This window comes from Verruconatronum alginivorum (assembly GCF_056590205.1).
The window spans coordinates 4,686,348-4,713,347 of the sequence record NZ_JBWPVQ010000001.1 but is presented as its reverse complement, the minus strand read 5'-3'; the positions used below and the strand labels follow the sequence as shown (position 1 = coordinate 4,713,347).

25 protein-coding genes are annotated in these 27,000 nt (G+C 61.0%); 11 read left to right on the top strand and 14 right to left on the bottom strand.

Annotation, left to right across the window (positions count from 1 at the left end):
* The 7 genes from mraY to ACWUI2_RS17150 are packed head-to-tail and all read right to left on the bottom strand — an operon-like array spanning position 1 to position 7,665.
* A complete protein-coding gene (gene mraY / locus ACWUI2_RS17180) occupies positions 1-1,101 on the bottom strand; it encodes a phospho-N-acetylmuramoyl-pentapeptide-transferase (protein WP_486984082.1) in 1,101 nt (366 codons plus the stop codon).
* Positions 1,101-2,486 (bottom strand): UDP-N-acetylmuramoyl-tripeptide--D-alanyl-D-alanine ligase, encoded by a 1,386-nt coding sequence (locus ACWUI2_RS17175; RefSeq protein WP_486984081.1) that lies wholly within the window; start codon positions 2,484-2,486, stop codon positions 1,101-1,103. Before ACWUI2_RS17175 ends, mraY begins: the two co-directional genes overlap by 1 nt.
* Entirely contained in the window at positions 2,473-4,065 is a 1,593-nt protein-coding gene (locus ACWUI2_RS17170) for a UDP-N-acetylmuramoyl-L-alanyl-D-glutamate--2,6-diaminopimelate ligase (RefSeq protein WP_486984080.1), read from the bottom strand. The genes ACWUI2_RS17175 and ACWUI2_RS17170 overlap by 14 nt, the downstream gene beginning before the upstream one ends.
* Complete coding sequence (locus ACWUI2_RS17165) at positions 4,040-5,815, bottom strand: peptidoglycan D,D-transpeptidase FtsI family protein (RefSeq protein WP_486984079.1); 1,776 nt, start codon at positions 5,813-5,815, stop codon at positions 4,040-4,042. The genes ACWUI2_RS17170 and ACWUI2_RS17165 overlap by 26 nt, the downstream gene beginning before the upstream one ends.
* A gap of 34 nt (positions 5,816-5,849) precedes the next feature.
* Complete coding sequence (locus ACWUI2_RS17160) at positions 5,850-6,239, bottom strand: hypothetical protein (protein ID WP_486984078.1); 390 nt, start codon at positions 6,237-6,239, stop codon at positions 5,850-5,852.
* The gene (rsmH, locus tag ACWUI2_RS17155) at positions 6,236-7,213 is read right to left on the bottom strand and encodes a 16S rRNA (cytosine(1402)-N(4))-methyltransferase RsmH (RefSeq protein WP_486984077.1); all 978 of its coding nucleotides are present in this window, start codon (positions 7,211-7,213) and stop codon (positions 6,236-6,238) included. Before rsmH ends, ACWUI2_RS17160 begins: the two co-directional genes overlap by 4 nt.
* Complete coding sequence (locus ACWUI2_RS17150; protein WP_486984076.1) at positions 7,213-7,665, bottom strand: division/cell wall cluster transcriptional repressor MraZ; 453 nt, start codon at positions 7,663-7,665, stop codon at positions 7,213-7,215. Before ACWUI2_RS17150 ends, rsmH begins: the two co-directional genes overlap by 1 nt.
* A gap of 155 nt (positions 7,666-7,820) precedes the next feature.
* Between ACWUI2_RS17150 and ACWUI2_RS17145 the strand changes: the two genes are divergently transcribed.
* Positions 7,821-8,582, top strand: coding sequence for a TlyA family RNA methyltransferase (locus ACWUI2_RS17145; protein ID WP_486984075.1), 762 nt, complete (start codon positions 7,821-7,823; stop codon positions 8,580-8,582).
* 143 nt (positions 8,583-8,725) lie between these two features.
* Here ACWUI2_RS17145 and ACWUI2_RS17140 read toward each other — a convergent pair whose 3' ends face one another.
* The gene (locus ACWUI2_RS17140) at positions 8,726-9,595 is read right to left on the bottom strand and encodes a sulfurtransferase (protein WP_486984074.1); all 870 of its coding nucleotides are present in this window, start codon (positions 9,593-9,595) and stop codon (positions 8,726-8,728) included.
* Positions 9,596-9,753: 158 nt separating this feature from the next.
* Between ACWUI2_RS17140 and ACWUI2_RS17135 the strand changes: the two genes are divergently transcribed.
* The 5 genes from ACWUI2_RS17135 to ACWUI2_RS17115 all read left to right on the top strand — a co-directional run bounded on the left by ACWUI2_RS17135 (position 9,754) and on the right by ACWUI2_RS17115 (position 14,838).
* A complete protein-coding gene (locus ACWUI2_RS17135) occupies positions 9,754-10,878 on the top strand; it encodes a hypothetical protein (RefSeq protein WP_486984073.1) in 1,125 nt (374 codons plus the stop codon).
* A 160-nt stretch (positions 10,879-11,038) separates the two neighbouring features.
* On the top strand, positions 11,039-11,878 hold the full coding sequence (locus ACWUI2_RS17130) for an NAD(+)/NADH kinase (protein WP_486984072.1): 840 nt from the start codon (positions 11,039-11,041) through the stop codon (positions 11,876-11,878).
* 146 nt (positions 11,879-12,024) lie between these two features.
* Entirely contained in the window at positions 12,025-12,771 is a 747-nt protein-coding gene (locus ACWUI2_RS17125) for a GYF domain-containing protein (protein ID WP_486984071.1), read from the top strand.
* 134 nt (positions 12,772-12,905) lie between these two features.
* On the top strand, positions 12,906-14,564 hold the full coding sequence (locus tag ACWUI2_RS17120) for a peptidyl-prolyl cis-trans isomerase (RefSeq protein ID WP_486984070.1): 1,659 nt from the start codon (positions 12,906-12,908) through the stop codon (positions 14,562-14,564).
* Positions 14,565-14,589: 25 nt separating this feature from the next.
* Complete coding sequence (locus ACWUI2_RS17115) at positions 14,590-14,838, top strand: FmdB family zinc ribbon protein (protein ID WP_486984069.1); 249 nt, start codon at positions 14,590-14,592, stop codon at positions 14,836-14,838.
* A gap of 293 nt (positions 14,839-15,131) precedes the next feature.
* Here the strand turns inward: ACWUI2_RS17115 and miaA are convergent, their stop codons facing one another.
* From miaA to ACWUI2_RS17090, 5 genes are all read right to left on the bottom strand, one after another.
* Positions 15,132-16,154 carry a tRNA (adenosine(37)-N6)-dimethylallyltransferase MiaA gene (miaA, locus tag ACWUI2_RS17110; protein WP_486984068.1) on the bottom strand — a complete coding sequence of 341 codons (1,023 nt, stop codon included), beginning with the start codon at positions 16,152-16,154 and terminating at the stop codon, positions 15,132-15,134.
* Positions 16,126-16,968 carry a tryptophan synthase subunit alpha gene (gene trpA / locus ACWUI2_RS17105; protein WP_486984067.1) on the bottom strand — a complete coding sequence of 281 codons (843 nt, stop codon included), beginning with the start codon at positions 16,966-16,968 and terminating at the stop codon, positions 16,126-16,128. Before trpA ends, miaA begins: the two co-directional genes overlap by 29 nt.
* A 146-nt stretch (positions 16,969-17,114) precedes the next feature.
* On the bottom strand, positions 17,115-17,516 hold the full coding sequence (locus ACWUI2_RS17100) for a type II toxin-antitoxin system VapC family toxin (protein ID WP_486984066.1): 402 nt from the start codon (positions 17,514-17,516) through the stop codon (positions 17,115-17,117).
* Positions 17,498-17,722 carry a hypothetical protein gene (locus tag ACWUI2_RS17095; RefSeq protein WP_486984065.1) on the bottom strand — a complete coding sequence of 75 codons (225 nt, stop codon included), beginning with the start codon at positions 17,720-17,722 and terminating at the stop codon, positions 17,498-17,500. Before ACWUI2_RS17095 ends, ACWUI2_RS17100 begins: the two co-directional genes overlap by 19 nt.
* A 215-nt stretch (positions 17,723-17,937) precedes the next feature.
* On the bottom strand, positions 17,938-18,609 hold the full coding sequence (locus ACWUI2_RS17090) for a 3'-5' exonuclease (protein WP_486984064.1): 672 nt from the start codon (positions 18,607-18,609) through the stop codon (positions 17,938-17,940).
* 144 nt (positions 18,610-18,753) lie between these two features.
* Between ACWUI2_RS17090 and hisN the strand changes: the two genes are divergently transcribed.
* The 3 genes from hisN to pta are packed head-to-tail and all read left to right on the top strand — an operon-like array spanning position 18,754 to position 22,846.
* The gene (hisN, locus tag ACWUI2_RS17085; protein ID WP_486984063.1) at positions 18,754-19,518 is read left to right on the top strand and encodes a histidinol-phosphatase; all 765 of its coding nucleotides are present in this window, start codon (positions 18,754-18,756) and stop codon (positions 19,516-19,518) included.
* 24 nt (positions 19,519-19,542) lie between these two features.
* On the top strand, positions 19,543-20,742 hold the full coding sequence (locus ACWUI2_RS17080) for an acetate/propionate family kinase (RefSeq protein WP_486984062.1): 1,200 nt from the start codon (positions 19,543-19,545) through the stop codon (positions 20,740-20,742).
* A gap of 10 nt (positions 20,743-20,752) precedes the next feature.
* Entirely contained in the window at positions 20,753-22,846 is a 2,094-nt protein-coding gene (gene pta, locus ACWUI2_RS17075) for a phosphate acetyltransferase (RefSeq protein WP_486984061.1), read from the top strand.
* Positions 22,847-23,161: 315 nt separating this feature from the next.
* Here the strand turns inward: pta and uvrB are convergent, their stop codons facing one another.
* Complete coding sequence (gene uvrB / locus ACWUI2_RS17070; protein WP_486984060.1) at positions 23,162-25,186, bottom strand: excinuclease ABC subunit UvrB; 2,025 nt, start codon at positions 25,184-25,186, stop codon at positions 23,162-23,164.
* 278 nt (positions 25,187-25,464) lie between these two features.
* Here uvrB and ACWUI2_RS17065 point away from each other — a divergent pair, with 278 nt between their 5' ends.
* Both ACWUI2_RS17065 and ACWUI2_RS17060 read left to right on the top strand, forming a co-directional pair.
* Entirely contained in the window at positions 25,465-25,833 is a 369-nt protein-coding gene (locus tag ACWUI2_RS17065; protein WP_486984059.1) for a type II toxin-antitoxin system Phd/YefM family antitoxin, read from the top strand.
* Positions 25,830-26,474, top strand: a complete 645-nt coding sequence (locus ACWUI2_RS17060) for an ATPase (RefSeq protein ID WP_486984058.1) — start codon at positions 25,830-25,832, stop codon at positions 26,472-26,474. Before ACWUI2_RS17065 ends, ACWUI2_RS17060 begins: the two co-directional genes overlap by 4 nt.
* Positions 26,475-27,000 lie beyond the last annotated feature (526 nt).

Genomic DNA, 27,000 nt, shown 5'->3' with positions numbered 1-27,000 from the left:
TCAGCGCAACTTCAGGGTTCCGAGACCCGCCAGCGCGAAAACCAGCGAGAGAATCCAGAAGCGCACCACGACTTTCGATTCCATCCAACCTTTCAACTCGAAATGATGGTGAATCGGGGCCATGCGGAAAACCCGCTTGCCCCGCATCCGGAAGGAGCCGACCTGGATAATGACCGACATCGCTTCCATCACGAAAATGCCGCCGACGATGATCAACGTCAGTGGCTGGTGGACCATAAAGGCGATGGTGCCGATCAGTCCCCCGAGTGCGAGCGACCCGGTGTCGCCCATGAATACCTCCGCCGGATGCGCGTTGAACCAGAGGAAGGCCAGTCCCGCCCCGACAAGGCACCCGCACATGATGGCGAGTTCCCCGGTGCCCGGCACGTAACTGATGAAAAGATATTCCGCGATGATGATATGGCCGGCCGCGTAGGCCATGATCGCATACACCAACGCCACCGAGATCGTGCAACCGATCGCCAGTCCGTCGATCCCGTCGGTGAGGTTGATTGCGTTGCTCGAACCGACCAACACCAGGAAGAAAAACGGGAGCAAAAACCAGAGCGGGGCCGCAGCCCAGATCGGATCTTTCATGAACGGCACCCAGAGTTCCCGCATCTTCGGGCCCGACTCCGGCCCGAGCAACAGGATCCCGAGCGCCACCACCGCGATCGCGCTCTGCCAGATCAATTTCTGCCGACCGGCCACCCCTTTCGAGTTTTTCCGCGAAACTTTCAGGAAATCGTCGGCGAACCCCAGGACCGTCAACGCCGCGTAAACAAAGAGTGCCGTGAGGATCCAGATGTTGGGACGGGCCCACAAGAGCGTGCTGACCGCCACCGAGGTGAAAATCAACAATCCACCCATGGTCGGGGTGTTTTTCTTGCCCGCGTGCAAGGCGGCCAAATCTCCCACCTGGCTTTCGTCGCGAAAAACCTGACCGAAGCTCAGCGCCCGCAATTTCCGGATCAACCACGGTCCGAGCAAAAAGCCGATCATCAGCGAGGTCGCCGCCGCGAAGAGTCCCCGGAAGGTAATGAAACCAAAGAGGCGGAACGGCCCCCAAATGTGTTCGAGTTCGGCGAGATAACTGAGCATTATCCGGCCCTCCTTGCCCGCACCGCCGCCCGCTCCACCAGCGTCTCCAGCGCATACACCCGGCTCCCTTTGACGAAAATGAATCCGTCGCCCGAGAGGACTTCGTCTTCGATTTCCTCGATCCGGTCGAACACCCGGATCTGGTCCGAATCGTTTCCGGCCGCCAACAGGCCTTCCCGCAACGCCAGCACTTCCGCGCCGCCGGTGATGAACATCCGGTCCTGGGGCTTCAACTGGATTCTCCGTCCGAGATCGCGATGGTATCCGGCGGACTCCTCCCCGAGTTCCCCCATGCAGCCGAGAACGTAAAACCGGCGCTCGCAATCGACCGCCAAGTCGTTGAAAAAGTCGAGCGAATCCTCCATCGCCGCCGGATTCGCGTTGTAACAATCGACGTAGAAACGGTTGGGACCATGCTCCACCACTTCCCCGCGGTTGCCCCCCGGGCTCCAATGCAACAAGCGCTCCTGAATCACCGCATCGTCCACCCCGAGGATCCGGGCCAGCTCGATCGCCAGGACCGCGTTCGCCGCCATCCCGGCGCTCACTTTTCTCATGGTGCAAATCTGCCGCCCCGATTCGTTGCTGATGTGGAGGACGGTGCTGTTGGGCAATTGCTCCGCCCGGTAAACAATGTCAGGTTCCACCCCTTCCCCGGCTTGACCGATCGTGAAGGTGGCGGCGGGCAGGTCGTAAAACGGCTCGAACAACCGGCACGAAACCGGGATCACCACCGCCCCGGAATGCGGGACGGCCTCCGCCAATTTCGCCTTCTCCTTCGCCACGCCTTCCAGGCTTCCCAATTGCTCCAGGTGGGCGGGTGCGATGATGGTGACGATCGCGTGGGTCGGCTGAATCATTTTCGCCAACTCGACCATCTCACCGGGTTGGTTAATTCCGGCTTCCACCACCGCCGCTTGATGGCGATCCGGATCGAGCCCGAGGAGGGTCAACGGAACGCCGATCAGGTTGTTGTGGTTGCCCCGGGTGGCATGCACCACCGCCGGACCGCCGAGCAGAAGGGCGAGCAAATCCTTGGTCGAGGTCTTCCCGCAACTGCCGGTAATGCCGACCACCGGGCCCGCAAACGCCCGGCGATGCTCTGTCGCCATTTCCCAAAGAGCCCGGAGCGGATCTTCCACCACGAGTTGCGGCAAGTCGACCTCCTCGCGGAAGCGACTGACCAACGCCGCCGAGGCGCCCGCCGCCGCCGCCTTCTCCATGAAATCATGTCCGTCCCGCTGATCGGTCTTCAGGCAGACGAACATTTCCCCCGGTGAGATCAACCGGGAGTCGTAATTGAAGCCGCGCACGGATTTGACCGCCGGCCCCTGCCAGCGGCCTCCGCTCAATTTTTCCAATCGTTGCGAATCAAAGACCATCATCGCGTTTTAAAAAAGTTGCATGGGCGACTTCCCGCAAAGCCAACAGTTCGCGCGCCACCAGGCGGTCGTCGAAGGGCAACGCGGCATCGCCGATATACTGAAATGGTTCTTCCCCTTTCCCGAGCAAGATGACGACATCCCCGGGCAAAGCAGTGTCGAGCGCAAGCGCAATTGCACGGCGCCGGTCGTCGATGAACACGATCGTTTCGGGGTCGGCCACCCCATGTCGCATCCCATCAAATATTTGCTCCAACGGCTCATTCCGTGGATTGTCGGCGGTCGCCCAACTGAAACTCGCCTCCTCCTGGACCGCGTCCACCACCCGGGGCCGGATTGACGAGTCGCGCTGGCCGCAACAGCCGAAAACCACCAACAACCGTCCGTCCCCCAACTCCCGCGCCGCCCGCAGGGTCTGGCGGATCGTCTCCGGAGTATGTGCGGAATCGACCAACAACCGGAACGGCTGACCTTCGTCGACTTCCTCCATCCGCCCGGGCGCGCCTTCGAACGAGACCAGCCGGGACAACGCGAGGTGAAGATTCGTCCCACCCGCGTAAACCGCCGCCACCGCCGCCAAAACGTTGCCCACGCTAAATCCCCCGAGCTGACGGCTCCGCACCTTGGCCGATCCCTCCGGCCAGACGATCCGGAGCGAGGTACCGACCTCCCCTTCCTCGACGTCTGTGGCCCGGATGTCGGCGTGAAAACTCCGGCCGAAGGTGACCACCTGGACGTCTTCCGGGATCGATTGGATCAACCGCCGGCCATGAGAATCGTCGAGATTGACCACCGCCACCCGCGGCAGCGAACCGTTCTCGCCAGTGAAGAGCCGACGTTTCACCTGGAATGACCGTTCGTCCCCGCCATGGTTCAAAAAGACCGCCACATCGAGTGGCAGTCCGGCCACTCGTTGTTGCTCGATGCCATGCGAACTGACTTCGACCACCGCCCGAGCGCAGCCGTTTTCCTCCATCTGCGCCAACATTCCATACAAGTCGAGCGCTTCCGGGGTGGTCCGGTAAGAAGGAACCTTCCGGGATCCGAGATCATAATGAATGCTGCTGAGCAACCCGATCGGCTTTCCGCCCGCCAGCAAGTGTTTCACCAAATGCGCCACGCAGCTCTTGCCGAAGCTGCCGGTAATCGCGGTGATCGCGGGCGATGTCCGGGCGAACTTGAAATACCGGCGCGAAACGACCGCCATCGCCAACCGGGCGTCGCTCACTTGAATAAAAGTCGCCCGGGGATGATTCGGCCGGGACTTTTCAGTGACGATCGCCACCGCCCCGCGGTCGATCGCTTCCTCTATATAATAGCTGCCGTCAGTTTGCTCCCCCGGCAAAGCGAAGAAGAGGGAACCCGGCGAAGCCCGGCGGCTGTCCATGCAGAGATCGTGGATCGGGCGGTCAAAATCGCCCCGCACCGAGAGGAGGCCGATCCCGTCGCACAACTCGCGCAGCAGCGGCGAACCCGGATCGGCGACGGGCCGATTCGGGAGAGTGACGAACCGTCGACCGGTCGCCGCACGGGCCGGTTCGCGGCGTCGTGTCAGATTATAACCCGGTGCGTGCAGGATCATAAATCGCTCTCTCCTGGGCGAAAAACGGTTGGCTTTCAGTGACGGGGGGAATCCCCAGGTAAGGAATCAATTGCTCGCCGATCCGCTTGAAGCTCGGCGCCGCGACCCGTCCTCCGTAGGAGTTGCCGGGACCGCGGGGCTCGTCGACGATGATGGTGATCACGACCTGCGGACGGGAGGCCGGGAAAAACCCGGAAAAGGAGGCGACATGGTGCCGGTTGGAATAACGGCCGTTGACGATCTTCTGGGTGGTTCCGGTCTTCCCGGCCACCTCGAAGCCCGGGATCGCCGCCTGCGGAGCGGTTCCTCCGGGGCCGACCGCCTTGACCAACATCGACGACAACGTCCGCGCCGTTTCGGTCGACACCACTCGCCGCCGAGGATTCGGCGAGAATGAAACCACCGTCTCCCCTCGGTCGTCGATCGCCCGGCGAACCACTTGCGGCCGCATCAACACGCCGTTGTTGGCGATCGCTCCCATCGCGGAGTGAATCTGCATCGGCGTGGCGCTGACCGCGTGTCCCATCGGCAAGCGGGTGATGGTCAGACCGTCCCAGTTGCGCACTTCATGCAAGGTCCCGCGGACTTCCCCCCCGATCCGGAAGTCGGTCCGTTCCCCGAACCCGAACCGGGCCGAGTAATCGTAAAGTCGGTTCGCCCCCATCAACACCCCCATATGGGCCACCCCGATGTTGCTCGATTTGGCCACGATTTCCTCGACGTTCATTTCCCCGAACGGACGGTGGTCGCGCGGCAACCGGACCGAACGGCTACCGACCTGGATACTGGTGATGCCGCAATCGAACACGGTGTCCGGACGGATCAATCCTTCATTCAACGCCGCCGCCACCGGCACGATCTTGAAGGTGGAGCCGGGCTCCAACACGTCGGTGATCGCGAGGTTGCGCTGGTTGTCGAGCGGCACCGCGTTGAAACGATTCGGATCGTAGGTTGGATAATTGCCGAGACCGAGGATGAAACCGGTCACCGGCTCGCTGACGATGATCGTCGCCCCTTTCGGATTATGCTCTTCAACGATCCGTTTCAACTCCTCCTCGACCATGTGTTGAACCACGGTGTCGAGGGTCAATTGCACGTGCAGGCCATCGGTCGGCACCACTTCCCGGCTGCGGAATTGCACCAACTCCCGGCGGCGTCCGTCCCGCTCCGATTCGACCCAGCCATCCTGACCGCGCAGGTAAAAATCCATCGCCCGCTCCACCCCGGTGACCGGGGTTTCCTCGCGGTTGACGTAGCCAACGATGTGGGCCGCCAATTCATTTCCCGGATAAAACCGGTCGAACCGGCGGTTTCCGTAAACACCCCGGATCCCGAGGGCGACCACCCGGTCGTGAACCGCTTCGCTCAAACCGTCGTGCAGCTTCTGCCACCGCACCAGCCGGACGTCGTCGGCGAACCCGGAACCGCCCGGCATGGTCCGACGGTTCATCAACCGCTCCAGTTCCGGATATGGCATTCCGATCAACGAGGCCAGTTTCGGCCATTTCTCCTCGTCCTCTTCCCGCAACAACTGCGGATCGACCCCGAGCTCGATCTGGGTGCGGGTGGTCGCGAGGAGATTGCCGCGGGCGTCGACGATGTTTCCCCGGCGGGCCGATTGCACCACGATCTGCCGACGGTTGCGCTCGACGATTTCCGAGAGGGTATCCGCCTCCACCACGTGCAACATATACAAGCGGAAGCCGAGCCCGCCGAAACAGCCGGTCACCAGAAGGGCAACAAGTCCCAAACGCCAACTGGATGTGAATGCCGGGCTCACTGGATCAATGATTTTGCGGCGCGTAGAAGCCGACCGTTTCGCCCGACCGCGCCACCATCTGTTCCCAGCGGCGAGCGGCGAACCAAATTTGCGTCTCCGCGTCGACCCGCACGATCTGCGACTCGCGGGCCGGACGGAGGCCGAGCTGGAAATCCCGGTTTTTTGCCTCGAGTTGCCCCGGGCTCAGCGCGATGGCGATCTCCCCGCGCAACTTGCTGACGGTGCGGTCGATCTCGGCCAGACGGGTCTCCATCGCCCGGGTCTTCGCCCCGCTGGCCGCGATCTGCTGGCGCAGACCGACCGTCACCAGGCCGAAGACCCCGGCGACGAAGATCAGGAGAAAGGTCAGGACGACCAATTGACGCGGTAAAGTGCTTTTCTGAATCGTTTTCATGCTTTCTCGGTTTCGAGTTTCCGGATGGCGCGCAATTTCGCCGAACGGCTGCGCGGGTTAATTTCGATTTCCTCGGGCTTCGGCCCGACGGGGCGGGAAGTCAGGGCTTCCGCGTGTTTCTCCCGCAACTGCTGCGGGGTGTTGTCGCGGGCGCCGACCGGCTGGCCGCACAACTGCCGGAAGTACCGTTTCACGATGCGGTCTTCCAACGAATGAAAACTGATGACGGCCAAACGCCCCCCGGGATTGAGCCGCTCGAAGGCTTTCGGCAACGTCCGTTCGAGGGCGCCGAGTTCGTCGTTGACCGCGATCCGAATCCCCTGAAAGGAACGGGTCGCCGGATGCAGCCGGCTTTCGCGCCGGGACCGGGCGGTCTTGGCCGAGGCGATCAAATCCGCCAGGGTCGCGGTCCGCGCCAACGCCCCGGTGCCGCGGGCGTCGAGGATCGCCCGGACCACCCGCCGCCATTCCGGCTCCTCGCCGTAGTTGCGGATCGCCTGATAAAGCTCTTGCTCGCCGGCCGTCTCCAGCCACTCGGAGGCCGGTTGCCCCGACTCCGGGTCCATCCGCATGTCGGCCGGAGCGTCCTGGCGAAACGAAAACCCGCGCTCGCCTTCGTCCAACTGGAACGACGAAACCCCGACATCAAGCAGGATCCCGTCGAAACCGCCCGCAGGCAACCGATCGAGTTGTTCGAAATTCAACCGGTGAAATTGAAAGCGTTCCCCCCACTCGCGCCGGAACTGCTCCGCCCGCTCCGCCGCCGAGGGGTCGCGGTCGAGCGCGACCAGGTCGGCCCCGGCTTCGAGGATCAACCGGCTGTGCCCACCGCCGCCGAAGGTGCCGTCGAGCATCCGCTCCCCGGCGCGGGGCGCCAGGATCGCAAGGACTTCCGCGGGAAGAACCGGGCTGTGATTCCTCACGTCGCCCTTCCCTTCCCGGTCGGTCTTTGAACTGGATTCCGGTTTCACCATCACAAATCGAGTTGCCTCATCAAATCGCCGAACGCATCCCCGGAGGTCCGGTTGTTCATGATCTCCCACCGCTCCGGGCTCCAGATCGCGAACTTAGTCATCGTGCCGACCATCACGGTCTCCTTTTCGATTCCCGCATGCTTCACCAAGTCCGGGGTGAGATTGATCCGCCCCTGCTTGTCGCACCCGCACGAATGGGCCGTCGCGAAGAACCGATGCATAAAGTCCTGGGCCGCCCGGTCGCTCATCTTCAGTTGGGCCACCTTGTCATACATCCGGTCCCGCTCCGCCGGAGGAAGAACCGAGATGTAACCATCCGGATGCTGGGTCGCCAAATAGACCTCGTCCTCGTCGCCCGCGAACCGCCATTTGGACGGAATCGTCAGACGATTCTTAACGTCCAAATTGTGCCGGAATGAACCGACATAAATGGTCTTTGCGGAAGATGTCATTTGAAAGCGAACGGACCCGGGTAATCCAACTTGCCCCATTTCACCCCACTTTGCCCCACTTAGTCAAGCTTTCGCCCCACCGAGTCGGCGCTTTTTTTCGTTTGGGACCGGTTTTTGAGCTGATTTCCGCCCCGATGAGGGTTTTGTTTAAATGGATGGCACGTGAAAAACCGCCGCGAAAAGTTCGGCTCGACGAACTCCTGGTGACGACCGGTCAATGCGAAACCCGCTCGCAGGCGAAGGGTTTGATTCTCAGCGGGCGGGTCCGGCTCGGCACTGAGGTGTTGGACAAACCCGGAAAAACGATCTCCGAGGACGCCCCGGTTTGGGTGGTGCAACCTCCCCGTTTCGTCGGCCGGGGGGGCGAAAAACTGGAGCGCGCCCTCGAAGCCTTCGCCATCGATTGCCGGGGGAAACATCTGCTCGACGTCGGGGCCTCGACCGGCGGTTTCACCGATTGCTCCCTCCAGGCCGGGGCGGAGTCGGCCACCTGCGTCGACGTCGGACACGGCCAACTCCATCCGAAACTGCAAAACGACCCCCGGGTGACCAATCTGGAAAAGGTCAACGCCCGCCACCTGCAACCCGGCGACCTTCCACGCGAGACTTACGACCTGATCGTGATCGACGTCTCCTTCATTTCCCTCCGGATCATCCTCCCCGCCGTCTGGCCGTTCCTCGTTCCCGGCGGATCGCTGATTGCCCTGGTGAAGCCGCAATTCGAAGCCGAACGGAAGGAAGTCGACCGCGCCGGCGGCGTCATCAAAGACCCCGCGATCCAGGATCGCGTCCTCGAAAGCATCGAAAACTTCGCCGTGGAAACCCTCCCCGCCGCCACCCGGATCGGCGCGATCGACTCCCCCATCCGCGGCGCCGAAGGCAACCGCGAATTCCTCCTCTGTCTCCGCAAAGAGTAAGTCGCCGAGACAACCACCCAAGGCAGCCGCGGACCGCCGAACTTAGGAGGTTCCTTTGCGCCTCTGTAGCATCCCGGCTTTCGCCGGATGAATGCCGCGGACCAGCATCCCGGTTTTCGCCGGATGAATGTCGCGGAAACGACTCATCGCACGGGAAACGACTCCAGCGGATAACCGCGGGCGGTCCAATCGATCAGGGAACCGTGGTAATTGGCGACCGCCCCGATTCCGGCAACGTGGCGGAGGGTGAACCAAATCTGCGACGCTTGCCGGCCGCTGGTGCAATAAGTAACCACCGTTCCCTGCCCGTCGTAACCGGCGGCGCGGACCATTTCCAGGATCTCTTCGCCTCTTTTCCACCGTTTGGGCTCGCCCTCCGTCAACGTATCTTCAAGGGAAAAACTTTCGGCTCCGGGAAGACGCCCTCCCGCCACCGCCCGAGAGGGCCGGGCATCCAGGAGAAGGGCTCCGGCCTTCCGGCCTTCGCCGACCTCCTCCGCGGTTTTCATGATGGCGGAGTTCAAACGGGGCACGAATTCAGCCTGCGAATACGAGGGGAACCCGTCGGTAACCGCGCGTCCCTCCGTTCGCCATTTTTCGAAACCTCCGTCCAGAACGCCAATCGATTCATGGCCGAGCCATTCCAAAATGAAAGCGATGTAGGTCGCGTGAGAAAAAGAATCATCGGCGCCGGAATAGATTACCACCGTGTGGTCGTTGCTGATTCCGAGTTTCCCGAAGAGCTCGCCGAGAAATTCAGGCGGCAGAAGCCGGGCTGGAACTCCACCCGCGGAGGCCCTGACCGTCTCGGTGTTCAGGTAGACCGCCCCCGGGAGATGCGCTTGGAGATAAGGTCCCATCGATGGACGCGCGTCGACGATCCGCAAGCCGGGATCATCCATATTTTCCGCCAGCCACTCGGTGGAAACCAGCGAAGGACGGTCGAGCAACGGCTGCGCGGCCGCGGCCAGCGGAAGCGCCAGAAGCAGAAACCATTGAATGGTCGTTTTCATTGCTAAAGCCTACCCCGAGAATGCCGTGGAGCCACCCATAAATCAAGGATCGCGACAAGTCGTCCGCTACAGGTTTCCCTTGACCACCCCCGTTCGCTTTGGTTCTGTCCGTTATTCACCGCCAGTTTACCCCGTAACATTTTCCTAACCACCCACCTATGACCTACTCCTTTAAAATAACTCTTGTGGCGATTGGTATTGGGGCGATCGCTTTCAGCTCAAAACTCGCCCACGAATGGATCACGGAAGTCCGACCCATCACCAGACAACCGGTCCGGGCGGATCTTTTTCAGCGGTACGACGCCGCCAGTCGACTGCCGGCGGAGCTCCGTTTCCGGATCCACCGAAATTGGAACGGGGAAGGCATGATCCTGATCGGCCGAATCGTTCAACCGGAAGATGCGGAAATCGCGAGGCGCGCCACCATTCATTCCGACGGTAGCTTCGCCACAGCGGTCTTTCCGGGCAGAAGTCTTGAATTCTACGCCCATGGATACGCGCCTTTGATCGTGGAACCCAAGACCCATATCCTGGGCCCCATTTTTGACGCGGGCACGCTCTCCTTTAAAAAAGCGCAGCAGGAGGAACTAAGGACGATCTCGGGCCTGATTCGTCTCAGCGAGACAGGAAACCATCCCCCGGACATTGAGCTGAAACTGGAGATTCCCCACAACACCACCGTCAGCAGGGATCACGGCCACTGGCAGCAACGTCGGCGAGCGTTGGTGACGACAAAGTCCCTGGCCAGCGGAACTCGCTTTCAAATCGACGGACTCTCGCCGTTACTTTACGACCTCAGAATCTCTGCGCCCGGCTACATTCATCAAACAATCCAGATTCATCCCGATGTAACGGGGCACATCGAACTCGAAGAGATCGAGCTGCAGAAAGCGCCGACCATCCGCTTCACTTACGTCTCGCAAATCGATTTGGAGGCCGATCCCAAGTCGTGGCCGGAACCCGAATCGCAAAATATCCTCTGCGATAATACGACTTACTTTCTGTTCACCGACCAGCGGGACGAGCTTCGCAACCGAATGAGACTGCGTCTGCATGCCGACGCGGAAGGGATTGAAGCGGGATTCACGTGGGTGCCCTCGGAATACTTCGATCTCGGCCCCGGCAGGATCGAAGATTTCGTCGGACGAAACGACTGGCGGCAACGACTCCCGCAGTCGGTATCCTCCCGCCGGATCTCCCTCGCGGACGGCCACGTCTACTTCTTTAGAAACACGGACAAAAATGTGAACTGCCTCTTCGAAACCCGATACCTCGCGAAATAGGCGAAACACGAAGCCCCGGCAGACCATCGATCCAGAGAGGTCCGAAAGGCCTCCCAAAAACCGACGGGGTCGCTTTCGCCATTGCCATCTCAGCCGGGTTTGAAACAATGCACGTTTTCGCCCGGCAATGGGTTATTGTTTCGGACCGGATCACGTATCGATGTCTCCTCTGCGCAAAATCGCTTTCGTCATCAATTCCCGCAAACCGGGCGCGCCCGAACTGGGAAAGGTGTTGGTGGCCACCGCCCGTTCCCATGGCGCCGAAACCGTCGTCACGGAAGGATTTCCCGTCGCCGACGATTTCCTCGACGGGCAGGACGCCTGCTGCGTGATCGGCGGCGACGGCACTTTGCTCAGTGTCGTGGTCCAGTCGGCCCGCGCCAATGTGCCGATCATCGGGGTCAACCGGGGCACCCTCGGCTTCCTCACGATCTTTTCCCACGAGGAAGCTCGGGAGAAATTCCCTTCGCTCCTGGACGGTTCCTACAATCTCTCCCACCGAGCCATCCTCCAATGCGGCGCGGGTGACGAGAGCGGACTCGCCTTGAACGACATCATCATCAAGGAACCCTCTTCCTCCCGCCTGACCGAACTCGACGTCTTCGCCAACGACGAATGGGTGAGCCGTTTCAGCTGCGACGGCCTCATCTTCTCCACCCCGACCGGTTCGACCGCCTACAATCTTTCCGCCGGCGGACCGATCGTCCACCCCCACGCCCGGGTGATCGCCATGACCCCCATTTGTCCCCACACCTTGAGCAACCGGTCGGTGATCTTCGACGAAAGCGTCCGGCTCACGGTGGTCAGCGCCCTGCCCGACCATTCGCTCTCCGCCACCATGGATGGACAACGCCAGATAACCGTCACCGGAGACGAGGTGATTTCCGTCGCGATGTCTCCGGACAAACTCCCTCTGGTCCAACCGGTCGACTATGCCCACTTTTCCGTGCTCCGGACCAAACTCGGCTGGAACACCTCCGCCCGCGGGGAAAACGGATGAGAAATTCCTTTCAAAATCAGCCTCCAGTCCGCCGGGGAGGAAACCACGGCTTGCCTTTCCGCTTACGGCGGGTTTTTGTCCAGATTGGCCCAGGTGACTTTTAGATTGAATTCCGTTCTTCTTTTCTCATTACAAAACCTTAACCTATGCAGGAATATTACATTCGTAACCCGGACTCGGAGGAAGCCCGCGGACCTTTCACGATCGATCAACTCCAGTCACTGGGTGAAACCGGTCACGTGACTTTGGAGACTTACCTTTACGATCAGGAATCGGAAAACTGGGTGCTGCTGGAGGAAAACGAAGAGTTGCGGTCCGCGATTTTCCCCGAAAAAAAGCGCCTGATCGTCAAACCGAAACAAGAAATCGAATCCTTAAACAAAGGCGAAGCGGATATCCCGCCGATCACCATCGACCAATTGCTCGCCGCCGCCGAAGGAAACACCGAAGACACCAAACATCGCAAGAAGGAAGGGGTCTGGCGGGAAAAGGCCGCCGTCGCCGCGATGTATCTTTCCGGCGCGGCTTTCATCCTGAGCGCGGTCGCCCTGATCTGGCTCCGGCGCGACATCGTCTTCGCCTTCGACCTGGGGGCGATGATCACCTCGCCGCTGGTCATCGTCGCCCTGCTCGACCTCGGCCTCGCCCTGCTCTTGTTCCTGCAAACCACGGCGGTCTACCAATTCATGCGGTTCCGCACCATGGCGGGCGCCGGTTTCTTCCTCTTCTTTTTCTGGGCGGTCGAGCAACCGCTCCTCGGAGTATTGGCCGCCCTCGGCTCCCTCGGCGTTTACGGTTTGACCCTGTTCCTCGACAAAGTGCCATTCCTGATCTCGGCCGCCTTGGCCATTTTAGGGATGCTCGGCTTCCTGGTCCTGAGCTTCGGGATTTGATCCATTCGAATTGAATCCGCAGGCGACCTCGCCCCACTCCGTTCGACCGTTCGGCCAGGACGGAAAACCGGCGAGGCTCACCTTGACAGGCGGCGCAATCGGTCTACGTTCGTTCCTTTCCATCCTCCTCATTCATGATTTCCTACATCCAAGATAAGTTACAGAAGCACAACAAAGTCGTCTTCTTCGTCCTCCTCGCCGTCATCATTGTCGCCTTCGTCTTCACCATCGGCGCGGCGCCTGGCCTCGGCGGCGACACCGGAACCGCCCGCCAGGAGTTCTTCGGCTACAACCTTCAGTCCGAACGCGACCGCCAGGAAATCGTCCGCCTCGGCTCGACGAGCTTCCAAATCATGCACGGCGACCGCCAACCCCAGGCTAACGAGCTCGACAACTACCTGATCGAGCGGATCGCTTACCTCGGCCTCGCCAACGAACTACGCATCCCCGCCCCGACGGAGGAACAATTTTGGCGCTTCGTCGCCTCTCAAAACGCCTTCCGTGATGACAACGGACGGTTCAGCCGGTCCAAGTTCGACCTTTTCATCGACGAGATCGAAGCCAATCCACAGATTTCCACCGGGGATGTCGCCTTGGTGATTGAACAGGATTTCCGCATCCAACGGGCCCGCGAGTTGTTGGCCGGCCCCGGCTACGTCCTCCCCGCCGAAGTCCGTCTCCAACTCCAACGCCAAAAGACCGAGTGGTCAGTCGAACTCGCTCAACTCGACCTGTCCGGCTTCGATCCTGAAATCACCGTCGGAGACGAGGAACTCGAGCAGTTTTTCGCCGACAATGATTTCCGCTACGAGCGCTCGCCCCGAGTCGATTTCTCGTTCGCCCTCTTCCCCCGCGATAATTTCCTCGATCAAGTCGGCGAACTTTCCGAACGCGACCTCGAACGCCATTTCAACGAAAACCGTCAACGTTTCACTCCCCCGGCCCCGGCCGACGAGGAAACCGCAGAGGGCGAAGAGCCGGCCGAACGTCCCGAAACCACTCTCGCCGACGTCCGCGACGAAGTGGAGGAATCGCTCCGCCGCCAGCGCGCCCGCCGGATCGCCGGCAACTCCGCCGCCGATTTCGCCTATACCTTGTTCCAGCAAAACGTCCGCCTGGGAGACGATGGTTTCAACCAAATCCTCGAAAACCACCGGGGCGAACTTCGGGACGCCCCTCCAGCTAGCCGCGACAATTTCCCCCAGGAGCTCGGTTTCCCCCGCCAGATCCAGGAATGGGTCTTCCGCCTCAGCGAAGGCCGCCGGTTGTCCGACCCGCTGGAACTCCGCAACAATTACATCGTCCTCATCTACGAAGGAACCCTTCCCTCCTACATTCCGCCTTTGGATGAAGTCCGCGAGCGAGTCGCCCGCGATTACCGAAGCGAGGAACGCCGCCGCCTGATGGCGCAGCACGGCGAGGAGATCCGGCAAAACCTCCGCGAGCGCATCGATGAAGGAGCCTCGTTTGCGGAAGCCGCCGAAGCCAACGAGCTCCAAGCGAAGTCAATCGAATCGTTCACTTTAACGCCCCCCTTCCCGGAAGAATTGCCGCAAGACTTGCTCCGGCGTTTGGAGGAATTCCAAGTGGGCCAAATCTCCCCGATGATCACCATCCGCAACACCGGCTACTTTGTGAAGGTCGCCGATCGGAATGTGCCGGAAGTCGACGCCACCAGCGACGAGTTCGTCCAAACCACGCAGCAAATGCGGATGTTCTCGATGATGAGCAACGAGCAGGCCGTCATCCAGGAATTCATGGAGCGCAAAGCCGACCAGGGGCGGGCGCGCTAAACGGCTCTCCGGTCCCGGCCCGACTATGCCGATCTACCGCTACACACCCGATCCGGCACCCTGCAAAATCTGCGGGACCGGATTCGATCACTCGCAACGGGCGAACGACCCCGACCTCTCGGAATGTCCGACATGCGGTCGGTCCGTCATCAAAGAGCTTCCTTCCGGCATCGGCTCCCCCCAGATCACCCGAAAACCGTCGATTTCCGAGGCCAAACAGGCCGGTTTCACCGTCCTGAAGAAGATCAGCGGCGGCGAATACGAGAAACAGTGACGTTAAAGGGAAGCTCCCTTCCGCCGATCCCCTCTTGAGAGCGGTGGCGAATGTCATCGTTCCCCGCGTATGAAACTTTCCTGTTCATGCGGGTCGCAGTGCTAAAACGGAGGGTTGGCTTCCAGCCGACCTTACCTTGAAACGACGGCGGACGGCAGGATGCCATCCCTCCCAGTGGCGAGGAAGTTTTATTCCATGTTATTCCCCGGGCGCGGCCCGGATTTTTGCTCGTGCTCGCGCCGGGGGACCGCTTGCCAGAGCGGTCGGGAATGTCACCGCGGTTTCAACGAACGTCATCCCCCCATCGGAAACAACCGGTCGAGTTCCGGCTCGCCCGCGCTCAAGTTCAGAACTCTCGTCGCCGAAGGCAACTGATACCGGAACCAGGTCCGCTGCTTTTTGACCAACCGCCGGGTGTTTCGAACGATCTCCTCCCTTAACTCTTCAATCCGCCCTGCGCCCTGCGATTCCTCTTCCGATTCCAAAAACCGGATCGTTTCCCGATAACCGATCGCCGAGGCGGCCGAGGGGTTCTCCCGGAGCCCGCGCCGCAGGAGACCGCGGACTTCGTCGATCAAACCCGCCTCCAGCATCGCGTCCACCCGCCGCGCGATCCGGTTTTCCAATTCTTCTCGGTCGCGCTCCAACAACGTCACGCGAGGACGGCACTCCATGAACGGAAACGGCTCCCGCGCCATTTCCTCCTTCAATTCCCGCACGCTCCTGCCGGTCGCCAAGGAACGCTCCAACGCCCGCGCCACCCGCCGGGGATTGGCCAAATCGACCGTCTCCCCGGCCGCCGGATCAATGCGGAGCAACTCCTCAGCCAGCTTCTCCCGTCCTACTTCCGCCCACGCCTCCACCCGCCGGGAAATCTCCGGGGAAATAACGAGCCGATCGACCACCGGCGCCCAAAAACTTTTCAGGTAAAACCCGCTCCCGCCGGTGACCAACACCCGCCGTCCCCGCCCGGCGATGGCCGCCACGGTCTCGGCGGCGGCCGCCAAATACTCCTGGATGTTCCACGGCCGATCTGGTTCGGCGATGTCGATCAGGTGATGCGGCACCCGCGCTCGCTCTTCGCCCGTCGGTTTCGCGGTGCCGATGTCCATGCCCCGGTAGAAAAGGAGCGAATCGCACGAAACAATCTCCGCGTCGAACCGCTCGGCCCACCGCAGCGCCAACTCGGTTTTCCCGACCGCCGTCGGACCGGTCAAAATGTGGAGGTCGAGTCCGGCCGGCCATATCCTTCCCGGATCGCTCAAAACCGCCTCCTCTTTCCGCCGCTCAACGGCCGACCCCGGCGACCAGGTCACCGGCCTTCGCCCGCAAAGCTTCGACGATTTGATCCGGTTTCCCCAAATGATCCCGGACGCAATTCACCAAGGCGCTTCCGACGACCACCCCATCGCTGACCGCGGCGATCTGACGGACCTGCTCGCGGTTCGAAATGCCGAAACCGACCACCACCGGCAACTCCGTATGTTGGCGGATCGCGACGACCGCCTCGCCGATGTTTCCTTCCAAATCGTCCCGCACCCCGGTCACTCCGACCCGCGAAACGTAATAAATGAAACCGCTGGCCGCCTCGGCGATCTTCTTCATCCGCGATTCCGGCGTGGTGGGGGCGACAATGAAAACGCTCTTCATGCCAAGACGCCGGTTGACCTCCAGCACTTCGTCCGCCTCTTCCGGCGGCAAATCGAGGGTCAACATCCCGTCGACCCCCGCTTCCAACGCCCGTTTCACGTAAGCCTCGATCCCATTGGCGAAGACCAAATTGAAGTAAGTGTAAAACACCACCGGAATCTGGGTGAACTTGCGGATCTCCCGCACCAGATCGAAAACCCGCGCGGCGGTCATCCCGCTCTCCAGCGCCCGCTGCGCCGCCAGTTGATTGGTCAATCCGTCAGCCAACGGATCGGAAAACGGCACCCCGAGTTCGAGGATGTCGACCCCTTGTTCGACCAAGGTCCGGCACACCTCCACCGAGGTCGCGAAGTCCGGGTCCCCGGCGCAAACGTAAGCGACGAAACAAGCCCGGTTCTCCTTCCGCGCCCGGGCGAATTGATCAGCGATTCGATCCATATCCCCCATCAGAAACCGTCGCCCGGAAAATGACAAAGTCATTTATTCCCCAAAGCGCTCAGTTCCCGCGTGGAACGACAAAATCATTGGCCGACAAAATCATTTTCCTTTCCATTCAAAAATGATTCTGCCCCAAATGATTCTGTCTCCATCCCCGCCTGAACGCAGACATCCTCGAATTCAACCCTTCACCAGACAACGTCGACCAAGCCGCTCTCGGCAATTAGACGGTCGCGAGAAAGAAGAGAAAGTCGGCAACGCCGGGCCGTAGCCACGATTGTCCGATCGAAAGGATCGGCTTGGGGAAGGGGTAACTCTACCGCGTCCGCAGCCGTCTCCGGGCCGATCGGAAGCACTTGAAAATTGCGAGCGATTTCCTGCAAGGCGAGAGGCAAGCCGTTTTCAAACTTAATTCGCTGCTTTGACACCAGAAGGGCCACCTCAAGAAGCGTAATATCGGAAATGGCCAAAGTTTCGAAAGTTCCCTCCTTAAGGATCGCTCGAGCCGCCGGGCTTAACTCCGGATCGTCGCTAAGTGCCCAAATTACCGCGTGGGTATCGAGCAAATATCTCACAAAGACGCCTTCCATTCGTCCGGATGCGTGGTGGGCCCGACAATATCCCCGTAGATTTGAATCTTTCCCTTCATGCAACCAAGCGCGGCGCCCTTCTCCTCCCGATCCGCTGTCAACCGCAAATTACCCTCACGAGTCTCGATGATCACCGTATCCCCCGCGAGCGCCGCCCTCCGCACCTTTGGAAACTCCCGCAGCAACGTACTTACATTCGTTCGCATGGAAATAATTTGTCTGATTACTTGTCAAACGTCAAGTCGCCGTCGTCCTCCGCTTCCGTGCGGAAAAGCAGAAGACGCGAAAAAGGGACAGCTCATGCGAGGCAATTGTTACCAGTCACCCGTTGGGTGAATCGAACATCCCGATTAAGTTCCTATCTTTGAAACTCTTGTGACTCTTGCGCCTTTTCGCGGCTAAATACTGACTGTTTTAAGGTTCACTCGAACAACTCCTGTTGCGACAACCGCTCCCGCTCGGCGCCAGGGGCGCAGCTCATCCGGAGCAGCCAGAGGAGCGAGGCCCCGGCGATCTCCGGTTGCTCCCGCAGCTTCATCAACAACAACGCCGCCGCCAGGGCGTCGTAGAGGGCGGCATGGTAGGCGCATCGTTCGCTCGGACAATGCTCCCGGGCCAACGCGTCCAACTCCTTTTGGTAACCAAACGTCTCGATCACCGCCCCGAGCCCGGCCGACTCCAGGTCGGGAAAAAGCCGACCGTAAAGGCGTCCGGTGTCGATCCACGGCCCCCAATCGGTCACCAATCGACCGGTCCGGCTGAAATCCGACGAACTCCGGGGATACGGCCAGACGCTCTTGATCAAATGGTTCTCCGCCGAAGCAAAATGCGCCGCCAACGGCCCCGTTTCCCGCAACTCCGCAAAGAGCGGCCATTCCTCCGCGAACGGCGGATAACCGCTCGCCTCCGTCGGCCGAATCCGATGGACCGCGATGTCGGCTTCTTCCACCCGCCCGATCGGACGGCACAAACGGGTGCGGGTCTCCGCCACTTCTCCCCGCCGCAGAGTGACGACGCCATACTCCAAAATCCCCGACCGGCGATTCCCCTCGAAGTCGATCACGTGGATCGGAATTTCGTCCTCCTCATGCATGCAGCGCCCATGAAGGAGAAGCCATTCTGATTTTCAACCCATTTTTCCCATTGCGATTGCCACCCCGCCATTCCTCCCGGCATAAAAAGATTCACGTTTGAAAGCGTCCGAATCCGAAATAGAGTCTACATGAGCGCCACTACGATGATTTCCGAAACCTTACAGCCGTTCGTCCGGAAACTGGCGACGAAAAGCGCGTCGATCATCACGCCGTTTTTCGCCAACAACCATCTGGAGGTCGATTTCAAGGCCGACGAAACGCCCGTCACCCACGCCGACCGCAAAGCCGAGGAGGTGATGCGGGAGATGATCAACCGGGAATTTCCTTCCCACGGCATCATCGGCGAAGAATACGGCGAGGAAAACACCGACGCCGAGTTCGTCTGGGTCCTCGATCCGATCGACGGCACCAAATCGTTCGCCTCCGGCTGCCCGTTGTTCGGCACCCTCATCGGCCTCCTCCACGAGGGAAATCCCGCCATCGGGGCCATCCACCAGCCAGTCCTCGACCAATTCTGCTTCGGCGACGGCAAGACCACCACTTGTAACGGAAAACGGGTCGGCTTCCGCTCCACCAGCCAACTCAAGGACGCCAGCCTCCTCACCACCGACATCAAGGACATCTTCGCCCACCAAAGCGGCGCCAACTTCGAGGCCCTCGCCTGCCAAGTGAAGCTTTTCCGCACCTGGGGCGATTGCTACGGTTACCTGCTCCTCGCCACCGGCTGGGCCGACGTCATGATCGATCCGGTGGTCAACCGCTGGGACTTCCTTCCGTTGCTCCCGATCATCCAGGGAGCCGGCGGCGTCATCACCACCTGGGACGGCGGCGATGCCTTGAAGGGAAACTCGATCGTCGCCGCCAACAAATTGATCCACTCCCGCGTGATCGAAATCCTCAATATGTGAGCCGAGGCTCCCCGCCCGAGAAGAATGAGCGAAATCCCTTCCTCCGAACCTGCCGTCCTCGTCATCAACTGCGGCAGTTCCTCTCTCAAATTCGCCTTGATCGCCGGGGCCCGCTTCGAGGCCGAAGGGGCGTTCGAACGGCTCGGCGGCCCGGAAGCGGCCGGTGCCTGGAAATTCGGCGACGAACGCCACCGGCGCTCCCTCCCGAACGCCTCCCACGAGGAGGCCTTGATGGCGATCGTCGAACTCCTCGAAGCCCGCTTCGGCGCCCCCCTCCCGGTCCGGGGCGTCGGCCACCGGGTGGTCCATGGCGGCGAGTTTTTCCGCGAAGCCCGCCGGATCGACGACGACACCATGGCCAAGATCGAATCGTGCAACGGCCTCGCCCCGCTCCACAATCCGGCCAACCTGCTCGGCATTCGCCTAGCCCGCCGCCTGATTTCCGCCGTCCCCCATGTCGCCGTCTTCGACACCGCTTTCCACCAGACCCTCCCCGAACACGCCCGCCTCTACGCCGTTCCCTACGAACTTTACGAAAAACATGGGGTCCGCCGTTACGGCTTCCACGGGACCAGCCACGAATATGTCGCCCGCAAGGCCGCCGATGCCCTCGGGAAGCCGCTCGACGAGCTCCATTTGATCACCGCCCACCTCGGCAACGGTTGCAGCGCCTGCGCGGTGCGCGAGGGCCGGAGCGTCGACACCACCATGGGGTTGACCCCGCTGGAAGGTTTGGTGATGGGGACCCGCAGCGGGGACGTCGATCCCGATCTGGTCCAGTTCCTCGGACGGGTCGCCGGAATTTCCCCGACCGAGGTTTCCGAGATCCTCAACCGCCGGAGCGGTTTGCTCGGCGTTTCCGGACTGAGCAACGACATGCGCACCGTCACCGAGGCCGCCGAAAACGGCCACGCCCGCGCCGCCCTCGCCCTCCAGATCTTCTGCTACCGCCTCGCCAAAGCGATCCTCGCCCTTTCCGCCTCCCTCGACCGGATCGATGCGCTGGTCTTCACCGGGGGCATCGGCGAAAACAGCCCGGTGGTCCGCGAAAAAACTTCATCTTTCCTGAAAATTCTCGGTCCGGAGATTGATCCGGCCCGCAATGCCTGTCATGGTCGGGAAACGGGCGGCCGAATCAGCCGGGATTCGTCCCGGTTGCTCTGCCTGGCATTGCCGACCAGCGAAGAACGGGCGATCGCCGAACGCACGCTCTCATTTTTGTAATCATCACGCCATGAAAAGGATCTTTTTTCTCGCCGCGATCTCGGGAGGCTGCGGCCTGACCACGATCTCCCTCGGTCTCGTCCGGGCGCTCGACCAACGCGGGGTCCGCGTCGGTTTCTGCAAGCCGGTCGGACAATTCACCACCGCGGAAAAAGGCCCCGAGCGTTCGACCCATTTTATCCGCGCCGTCACCGGTCTCAATCCGGCCACTCCAATTTCCCTCGAAGACGCGGAACGGATGGTTTCCGAGGATCGTTTCGACGACTTGATGAACATCGTCATGCAGGAGTTCCACGAATCGGCCGCCGAGGCCGACGTGATCGTCGTGGAGGGCTTGGTCCCAATGAAAAACGACTCCTATATCGGCCAACTGAATACGGAATTGATCCGCACCCTCAGCGCCCAGGTCATCCTGGTCGGCAACGCCACCAACGGCATCGACCGCCAACTCCGCGACCAGATCGACTTCGCCGCCCGCCAATACGGCGGGGCCGACCGCAAACATATCGCCGGACTCATCCTCAACCGCCTCCGGCCGCAACCGCGCGAGGAACCCGCCGCCGCCCTCCGCCGGGTCACCGCCGAATACAATGCCTCTTCCCCGCCCCTCCCCGCCCTCGCGGGCCTCGTCCCCGAAAACGAGACGTTGATGCAATGCCGCACCCGTGACATCGCCCGCTACCTCAACGCCGAGGTTGTTTCCTCCGGGGCCATCGACGAACGCCGGGTCAAGCATCTCCATCTGGTCGCCCGCACCGTGCCGAACATGATGCACACCTTCCGGGCCGGCGCCCTCCTCGTCACCCCTGCCGACCGCAGCGACGTCATCATCGCCTCCTGCATGGCCGCGTTGAAAAACATCCCGATGGCCGGACTGATCCTCACCGGTGGTCCGCAGATCGACTCCGGCGTGCTCGATCTCTGCCAACCCGGGATCGCCACCGGCTTCCCGATTCTCCGAGTCAACGAGGGTTCCTACGAGACCGCCGCGCTCTTGAGTTCGATGAACACCGAGGTCCCGGTCGACGATTTGCAACGGGTCGAAGCCGGGATGGACTTCGTCTCCGAACACATCGACGGAGGCTGGTTGGAGGATCATTGCAGCCGGGAATTGGAAAGCCGGATGTCTCCCGCCGCCTTCCTTTTCCAACTCACCGAACGGGCCCGGGCGGCCAAACGCCGCATCCTACTGCCCGAAGGCTCCGAACCCCGGACCATCAAGGCCGCCGCGATTTGCGCCCAACGGGGCATCGCCCAATGCGTCCTCCTCGGCGACCCCGAAGAAATCAAACGGGTGGCGATCGGCCAGGATGTCGACCCCGACCTCCTCGAAATCATCGACGCCAACGCGGTCCGTTCCAAATACATCGAACCGATGGTCGAACTCCGCACCGCCAAACGGCTTTCCCCCCAGATCGCCCGCGACCACCTTGAAAGCGACGTCGTGCTCGGCACCATGATGCTGGCTCTAGGCGAAGCCGACGGACTCGTCTCCGGCGCGGTCCACTCCTCCGCCAGCACCGTTCGCCCCGCCCTCCAATTGATCAAAGCCAAACCGGGCGTCAAAGCGGTCTCCTCCATTTTCTTCATGTGCCTCCCCGACCAAGTCCTGGTCTATGGAGATTGCGCGGTCATCCCCGACCCCGACGCGGAAACCCTCGCCGACATCGCCATCCAAAGCGCCGAGTCCGCCATCCGTTTCGGCATCCCCGCCCGGGTCGCCACCATCTCCTATTCCACCGGCGAAAGCGGATCGGGAGCCGACGTCGACAAAGTCCGCGAAGCGACCCGGATCGCCAGGGAACGCCGCCCGGACCTCCTCATCGACGGCCCCCTCCAATACGACGCTGCCGCCATCGCCGATGTCGCCGCAAAAAAGGCTCCCAACAGTCCCGTCGCCGGCCGAGCCACCGTATTCATTTTCCCTGACCTCAACACCGGCAACACCACCTACAAAGCGGTCCAACGCAGCGCCAACGTCCTCTCGATCGGCCCGATGCTCCAAGGCCTCCGCCGTCCGGTCAACGACCTCTCCCGCGGCGCCTTGGTCGAAGACATCGTTTACACCATCGCCCTCACCGCCATCCAAGCCGAGGACAACTGATCCGATACTGAAGGGAAATTTCCCAAGCCTTCATTCCCCTTCGCTTCCTCTTATGAAACGTCACTGTTCATGCGGGTTGGGGGGCGATCAGGTTTTCGCGCGAAGCGCTTTGGAGTGCTGGTGCGTCCCCGCACCGCTTTCGAACGGCCGACGACAACCGCACGCCCGGCAGTCATCCGACGGTCCAAGCTCTTCCGCACGCCCGAAAGCTCCGCGGGGACGCGGAGCACTCCAAAGAGGCTCCGCCTCAAAAACCAGTTTCATTCTATGTTGTTCCCCGGGCGCAGCCCGGATGTTGGCTTCTGTAAAAAACACTCAACCATACGCCCTCTTCTTCCTCCCCTTCCGTCCTCTCCCTGCACCTCGCTCTTTCTCTGGGGAAGCGGCTCCACCTTTCAGCGCCGTGATCTGATCGCGCAAAATTGCCGCCTTCTCAAACTCCAACTTGGCCGAAGCTTCCAGCATTTCGGCCTCCAACTCCGCGATCACCTTCGCCACGTCGCCGTCGTCCGCCCCTTCCGCCACCATCAGAATCTCATTCTCCTCCTTGCGGGCGTAATGAAGGCTCGCCTGGATCCCCCGCTTCACGCTCGTCGGAACGATGCCATGCTCCCGGTTGTAGGCTATCTGCTTCTCCCGCCGTTCCGCCGTCACCTCGATCGTTCGGCGTATCGAATCCGTCATGACATCCGCATACATCAACACCCGCCCTTTCTCATGACGGGCCGCCCGTCCCGCCGTCTGAACCAAGCTGGTGAAACTCCGCAAGAAGCCTTCCTTGTCGGCGTCCAAAATCGCCACCAACGCCACTTCCGGGAGATCCAATCCTTCCCGCAACAAGTTCACGCCGACCAACACATCGAATTCCCCCCGCCGAAGGTTGCGCAAAATCTCCACCCGTTCGATCGCGTCAATGTCGGAATGCAGATACTCCACCCGGATCGATGCTTCCCGCAGATATTGGGTCAAATCCTCCGAGGTTCGCTTGGTCAGTGTTGTCACCAACACCCGTTCGCCCGCCTCGGCCGCTTTCAACACTTCGCCGATCAGATCCTCGACCTGCCCCTTGATCGGCCGCACCTCGATCTCCGGATCGAGCAATCCGGTCGGACGGATCACCTGCTCGGCCACCACCGCCGATTTCTCTAGTTCGAAAGCCGCCGGAGTGGCCGACACGTAAATCGTCTGTCCGGTCAACTCCCGGAATTCCTCCAAATTCAACGGCCGGTTGTCCAACGCCGACGGCAGCCGGAACCCATGCTCGACCAGCGTCGTTTTCCGCGAGCGGTCGCCGGCATACATTCCGCCGATTTGTGGAATACTGACATGGCTTTCATCGATGAACAGCAACGAATCCTTCGGGAAAAAATCGATCAGGCACCATGGGCGATCCCCGCTCCGACGACCCGACATGTGCCGGGAATAGTTTTCGATGCCGTTGCAAAACCCCATTTCCTGCAGCAACTCGAGGTCGTATTCGGTCCGCATCCGAATCCGCTGGGCCTCCAGCAACAGGTTCTTGCTCTCGAAATACCGGACCCGCTCCTCCAACTCCTCCCGGATCGCCCGAACCGCATGTTCGACTTTGTGCCGGGGAGTGATATATTGGTTTGCCGGATACAAATCGAACCACTCGATCGGCCCGCCGGTTTCCCCGGTGACCGGATCGAACTCCGCCAGCGATTCGATTTCGTCGCCGAAGAACTCGACTCGCAATCCGCTTTCCAAATACGCCGGCATCACATCGACCACATCCCCCCGGACCCTGAACCGCCCCCGTTTCAACTCGTAGTCATTCCGTTCATACAAGTTATCCACCAGCCGGTTGAGAAAAGTATCGCGCCCCAGTTCCGTTCCTACCCGGAGCGGAATCATCATCTCCCGGAAATCCTCCGGCGAACCGAGTCCGTAGATGCAGGAAACACTCGCCACCACGATCACGTCGCGACGGCTGATCAACGCGCTGGTCGCGGCGATCCGTAGCCGCTCGATCTCGTCGTTGATCGAAGAATCCTTCTCGATAAACGTATCGCTGGATGGAACATACGCCTCCGGCTGGTAATAGTCGTAGTAACTGACGAAATATTCGACGGCGTTGTTCGGGAAAAAGCTCTTGAACTCCGAATAAAGTTGGGCGGCGAGGGTTTTGTTGTGGGAAATGACCAACGCCGGCCGCTGAAGCCGTTGAATGATGTTGGCCATGGTGAACGTCTTTCCCGAGCCGGTCACGCCGAGCAACGTCTGGTCGTGATTCCCGGCCAGCAACGATTCCGCCAATTTCTCGATCGCCGCCGGCTGATCCCCGGTCGGCTGATAGTCCGCCGCAAGTTCGAAGTTCATCTCTCAGTCTCCAAAGTAAAATCCTCAAGGTAACACGCTTGAAAGAAAAGCCAACCGCCAAGGCGCGGAGAGAGCCACACACCCCACCATGCTGGCGCATGGTCCCCCCCCTCTCAAGAGGGGATCAGCGTACAAGAAGTTCCCTCCACAAGAGGGGATCGGCATGAAAAAGTTCCCCTCTTGAGAGCTGGGGACCGCTCGCCAGAGCGGTGGGGTGTGTTCTTGTTCCCCCCGTTCCCCCCCTTGACAAAACAACCAAAATATACATTTTAGCTATTATGACCAAAAAATACCGTTCATCATCCCAACCGACCTTGAAAGTGGAAGAACTTCCACCGGTTCCCTCCACGTTGTTGAAAAACGCGACCGCAGACGTCCTTGATCAAGTGGCTTCCCAAGGCGCCGTCGCGATCACCCGTCACGACAAACCACGCGCCGTTCTCCTCTCCATCGAGGAATACGAACGGATGACCGGCGCGGAGAGCCATATCCTCCATGAACTCCAGGCGGAATACCGCAGCGTGCTCGAGGAAATGCAGACACCGGAACAAAAAGAGGCGGCCAAGCGATTGTTTGAAGCAACTCCAGAAGAACTCGGTACTGCGGCAGTCCGCAGAGCCCAGCGAAAGGGAAAACTCCACCCATGAGCTCGCTGCCAGTGATCACCGTCCTTGCCGGAGTCAATGGTGCCGGCAAAAGCAGTATCGCGGGAGAATTCGCCGAAACTTCCTCCGCCTTTTATTACAACCCAGACACCGTCGCCCAGAAAATCCGGGCGCTCCACCCGGACATCTCGCTGGCCACCGCCAACGGCCACGCCTGGCAACTCGGAAGATCGCTCCTCGAACAGGCGATCAAGGAACGCAAAGACTACCGTTTCGAAACCACCCTCGGCGGCCGCACCATTCCCCGGTTGCTGATGGAAGCGGCGCGCGGCGGCCACCGGCTCCAGATTTGGTTCTGCGGACTGGAAAGCCCCGACCTCCACCTCCGCCGTGTCCGGGCCCGCGTCTCAGCGGGCGGGCACGACATCCCGGAAGGCAAGATCCGGGAGCGCTGGAACACCAGCCGGGAAAACCTTATCCGCCTGCTGCCCCACCTCCATCATCTCCGGATGTATGACAACTCCGCCGAGGCCGATCCGCTCCAAGGCAACCCGCCCCGCCCGGTCCTCCTTCTTGAAATGAAAGATCGCAAGATCATCGCCCCCGCCATTCTCTCGGGAGCCCCGGAATGGGCCCAACCGATCATCGCCGCCGCCATCCGCCTCCACCGGTTGGCCGATTGAAGCTGGTCAACCCGTAGCATCCCGGCTTTCGCCGGATGAACATCGGAGTCAGCCCTCCTCCACGCCGCCCCCGGACCAGACAACGCCCCGTTCATCGAGCGAAAGCTCGACGCTACGTAGCATACCGGCTTTCGCCGGATGAACATCGGAGTCAGCCCTCCTTCACCCCGCCCCCGGACCAGACGACGCCCCGTCATCGAGCGAAAGCTCGACGCTACGTAGCATCCCGGCTTTCGCCGGATGACCGCTGGAGTCAGCCCTCCTTCACCCCGCCCCCGGACCAGACAACGCCCCGTCATCGAGAGAAAGCTCAGACGCTACGTAGCATCCCGGCTTTCGCCGGATGACCGCCGGAGTCAGCCCTCCTTCACCCCGCCCCCGGACCAAACGCCACCCCGTTCATCGAGCGAAAGCTCAGACGCTCCAACAGGACAGACCCTCCACGACCAGATGAAATAGCCTGCCAAAGCCCGCCAAAGCCCCTTTTTTCATTTCGCCGTTGACGCCACGCCCCGTCCGCGTGACG

Excerpts from the sequence above, each read along its gene's own strand:
- ACWUI2_RS17115 (WP_486984069.1), top strand. The coding sequence starts at position 14,590 with ATGCCGATCTACCGCTACACACCCGATCCGGCACCCTGCAAAATCTGC.
- ACWUI2_RS17095 (WP_486984065.1), bottom strand. The coding sequence starts at position 17,722 with ATGCGAACGAATGTAAGTACGTTGCTGCGGGAGTTTCCAAAGGTGCGG.
- ACWUI2_RS17100 (WP_486984066.1), bottom strand. The coding sequence starts at position 17,516 with ATGGAAGGCGTCTTTGTGAGATATTTGCTCGATACCCACGCGGTAATT.
- pta (WP_486984061.1), top strand. The coding sequence starts at position 20,753 with ATGAAAAGGATCTTTTTTCTCGCCGCGATCTCGGGAGGCTGCGGCCTG.
- ACWUI2_RS17135 (WP_486984073.1), top strand. The coding sequence starts at position 9,754 with ATGACCTACTCCTTTAAAATAACTCTTGTGGCGATTGGTATTGGGGCG.
- trpA (WP_486984067.1), bottom strand. The coding sequence starts at position 16,968 with ATGACTTTGTCATTTTCCGGGCGACGGTTTCTGATGGGGGATATGGAT.
- hisN (WP_486984063.1), top strand. The coding sequence starts at position 18,754 with ATGATTTCCGAAACCTTACAGCCGTTCGTCCGGAAACTGGCGACGAAA.
- ACWUI2_RS17130 (WP_486984072.1), top strand. The coding sequence starts at position 11,039 with ATGTCTCCTCTGCGCAAAATCGCTTTCGTCATCAATTCCCGCAAACCG.
- mraY (WP_486984082.1), bottom strand. The coding sequence starts at position 1,101 with ATGCTCAGTTATCTCGCCGAACTCGAACACATTTGGGGGCCGTTCCGC.
- ACWUI2_RS17090 (WP_486984064.1), bottom strand. The coding sequence starts at position 18,609 with ATGCATGAGGAGGACGAAATTCCGATCCACGTGATCGACTTCGAGGGG.
- ACWUI2_RS17060 (WP_486984058.1), top strand. The coding sequence starts at position 25,830 with ATGAGCTCGCTGCCAGTGATCACCGTCCTTGCCGGAGTCAATGGTGCC.
- uvrB (WP_486984060.1), bottom strand. The coding sequence starts at position 25,186 with ATGAACTTCGAACTTGCGGCGGACTATCAGCCGACCGGGGATCAGCCG.
- ACWUI2_RS17120 (WP_486984070.1), top strand. The coding sequence starts at position 12,906 with ATGATTTCCTACATCCAAGATAAGTTACAGAAGCACAACAAAGTCGTC.
- ACWUI2_RS17175 (WP_486984081.1), bottom strand. The coding sequence starts at position 2,486 with ATGATGGTCTTTGATTCGCAACGATTGGAAAAATTGAGCGGAGGCCGC.
- ACWUI2_RS17150 (WP_486984076.1), bottom strand. The coding sequence starts at position 7,665 with ATGACATCTTCCGCAAAGACCATTTATGTCGGTTCATTCCGGCACAAT.
- ACWUI2_RS17080 (WP_486984062.1), top strand. The coding sequence starts at position 19,543 with ATGAGCGAAATCCCTTCCTCCGAACCTGCCGTCCTCGTCATCAACTGC.
- ACWUI2_RS17065 (WP_486984059.1), top strand. The coding sequence starts at position 25,465 with ATGACCAAAAAATACCGTTCATCATCCCAACCGACCTTGAAAGTGGAA.
- ACWUI2_RS17170 (WP_486984080.1), bottom strand. The coding sequence starts at position 4,065 with ATGATCCTGCACGCACCGGGTTATAATCTGACACGACGCCGCGAACCG.
- ACWUI2_RS17160 (WP_486984078.1), bottom strand. The coding sequence starts at position 6,239 with ATGAAAACGATTCAGAAAAGCACTTTACCGCGTCAATTGGTCGTCCTG.
- ACWUI2_RS17145 (WP_486984075.1), top strand. The coding sequence starts at position 7,821 with ATGGCACGTGAAAAACCGCCGCGAAAAGTTCGGCTCGACGAACTCCTG.
- ACWUI2_RS17125 (WP_486984071.1), top strand. The coding sequence starts at position 12,025 with ATGCAGGAATATTACATTCGTAACCCGGACTCGGAGGAAGCCCGCGGA.
- rsmH (WP_486984077.1), bottom strand. The coding sequence starts at position 7,213 with ATGGTGAAACCGGAATCCAGTTCAAAGACCGACCGGGAAGGGAAGGGC.
- ACWUI2_RS17140 (WP_486984074.1), bottom strand. The coding sequence starts at position 9,595 with ATGAAAACGACCATTCAATGGTTTCTGCTTCTGGCGCTTCCGCTGGCC.